At 54.6% G+C, this 2265-nt stretch carries 2 pseudogenes; both read left to right on the forward strand.

The features are described 5' to 3' along the window. The first annotated feature begins 290 nt into the window (after positions 1–290). Positions 291–1488 (forward strand): annotated as a pseudogene (locus QT222_RS02195) (AAA family ATPase). A gap of 269 nt (positions 1489–1757) precedes the next feature. Next, positions 1758–2265: pseudogene (locus QT222_RS02200) on the forward strand (site-specific integrase); the annotation flags it as partial.

The following is a 2265-nucleotide window of genomic DNA, read 5'->3' on the forward strand; positions in this document are numbered from 1 at the left end:
AGTGTTCAGCACACTTCCAACGGAAGTACTGTGCGAATGTGGTGGGTCTGTGTGCTTACTGCTCGAGAAAGAGAGAGGTGATTTCGAGTGTTCTACCTACGCCTAGGTACGCTGCTTAATACTTGCTTCATACGCGTTACCCTCTCGGCAATCAACGAAGTTTGATCCCGTGCCCATTATTCCAAGGGAACACTCGAAATTACCCCTCCCACCATCATATATAAACACGAGACACTCGAAACACTCGAACCATTCATTTATACTACTATGTCAGGAAGTTCGGAACATCAATGGGTGGCCTGTTTGAGGACGTCGAAGACGAGATCTACCGTGAGAAGCGTGTACTAAAAGAGGAGTACCAGCCAGACGAGATTCTCGAACGCGATTCCGAGGTTGAAGAATACAAACACGCGCTGACCGACGCGCTCTTCGGTCGCAGCCCCGACAACATCTTCCTGTTCGGGAAGGCGGGTGTCGGAAAAACTGCGGTGACGAACTTCGTGCTCAGTGAACTCCAACGCGAAGCACTTCGTCGCGATACGGCGGACGAAATCCACGTCACGAAGGTCAATTGCAACAACCAGAGTGTCTATTCGGCCGTTCGCCACCTCGTTAACAGTCTCCGCCCCGAGGGCACAGCCTCGTTCCCGAAGAAGGGGCCATCAACGGCAGACGCATTCGAAGAGTTATACACCCAGATGGAACGTCTCGGAGGAACCCACCTGTTTGTCCTCGACGAAATTGACCACTTATCAGACCCCGATCCGCTACTCTACGAGTTCCCACGAGCACGCGCAAACGGGCACATAAACGAGGCCAAAGTCGGCCTTATCGGAATTTCGAACAACTACACATTCCGCAACACACTCTCTGCAAAAGTTAAGTCGACACTCATGGAGCACGAGATCTCGTTTTCAACGTACGATGCTGGCGAGCTCAAAACTATTCTCACCGACCGCGCTCAGCGTGCTTTTGTCGATGGTACATGTGTAGACAGCGCCATTTCAGCGTGTGCTGCCTTCGCCGCGAAAGATGACGGGAGTGCCCGGCAAGCGATTGACCTCCTCCGTGAAGCCGCAGACGCTGCGCAAAAGGCTGGCTCTACGACGGTTACTGCGGAGCACGTCGAAAGAGTCCGGAAACAGGTCAACCGTGGCCAACTCCGTGACAAAATCGATGACCAAACCATGCACGCACAGCTGGTACTCGAGGCCGTTGCCCGCCAACAGTTGGCCGACGACGAGTCGGTGCGGACCAAACGTGTCCAAAAGCGGTACGAACCCGTCGCAGATGCATGGGGCCACGATCACCTGACCTCGTTGAAATCGATTCAGAATCACCTCGATGACCTCCACATGCTCGGGTTCCTCATTCGAACCGACGAGAACAAGGGCCAAACTGGTGGGCGAAGCTACCGATGGGAAGTCGACATGAATCTCAATTGAAGCTCGCGAAGAGATCGAACACGACGCACAACCACCCGAGTGAGTACAGGTGTGGCTAGGACGGTTGCTCGCTGGCCGTGCGGTAGATTCGATTGACTGTTTGAGTTAGACCACTCCCGCACAAGCCAAAGTATTATTTTGCTGTGAAAAGCAGCAAAGACCAATGAAATTCACCGGCTCGAAACCGTCCCGAAACACGGCAAACGGTCTTTCGGACAGTAAATCGGCATGACAAAGCAGTCCACCAGCCAGCAACCAGACGACGAATCCACGGACTCAAAGACGCGCAGTCGTCGCTATAACTGGTCGCGTATGGACCTCGACGAACTCGTCGACGTCTACTGGCAAGACATCGCACCGAAGCGATATCGCGATGGGTTCGACGAGGACCGCGATGTTCCGACCTACGACTGGCTCACAGAGCACGGATACAGTGGCATCGCGTACGCACTCCGCGAGCATCACGATTTGACGCCCAAGCAGTTTTTCGTCAACTTCGTCGGCCTTGAAGACGAGGCGACTGATGAGTGGGAGTGGAACGTTGATCACGACGCTACTGTGAACGCGCTCGAAGCGTACCTCACGTCGATAGAGACCCGTGGTGGACGAGCAACAAGTACCGTCGAGACCCACCGGACGAGGTTAGCGAAGTGGGTTCGGACGTACCGGGAACTGCACGGGACTGATGCGTTGCTCGAACCGCTGTCTGAGTTAGACCAGCAGCCGCGAGAAATCGAACGGTGTCTGGCCGTCCTCGACGTGTTCGACGAGGAGCTATCGACAGATCGGTCGAAGCTTGAGTACCTGCACGTTGCCAGAG

It is taken from the genome of Haloferax sp. s1 (genome assembly GCF_058382125.1).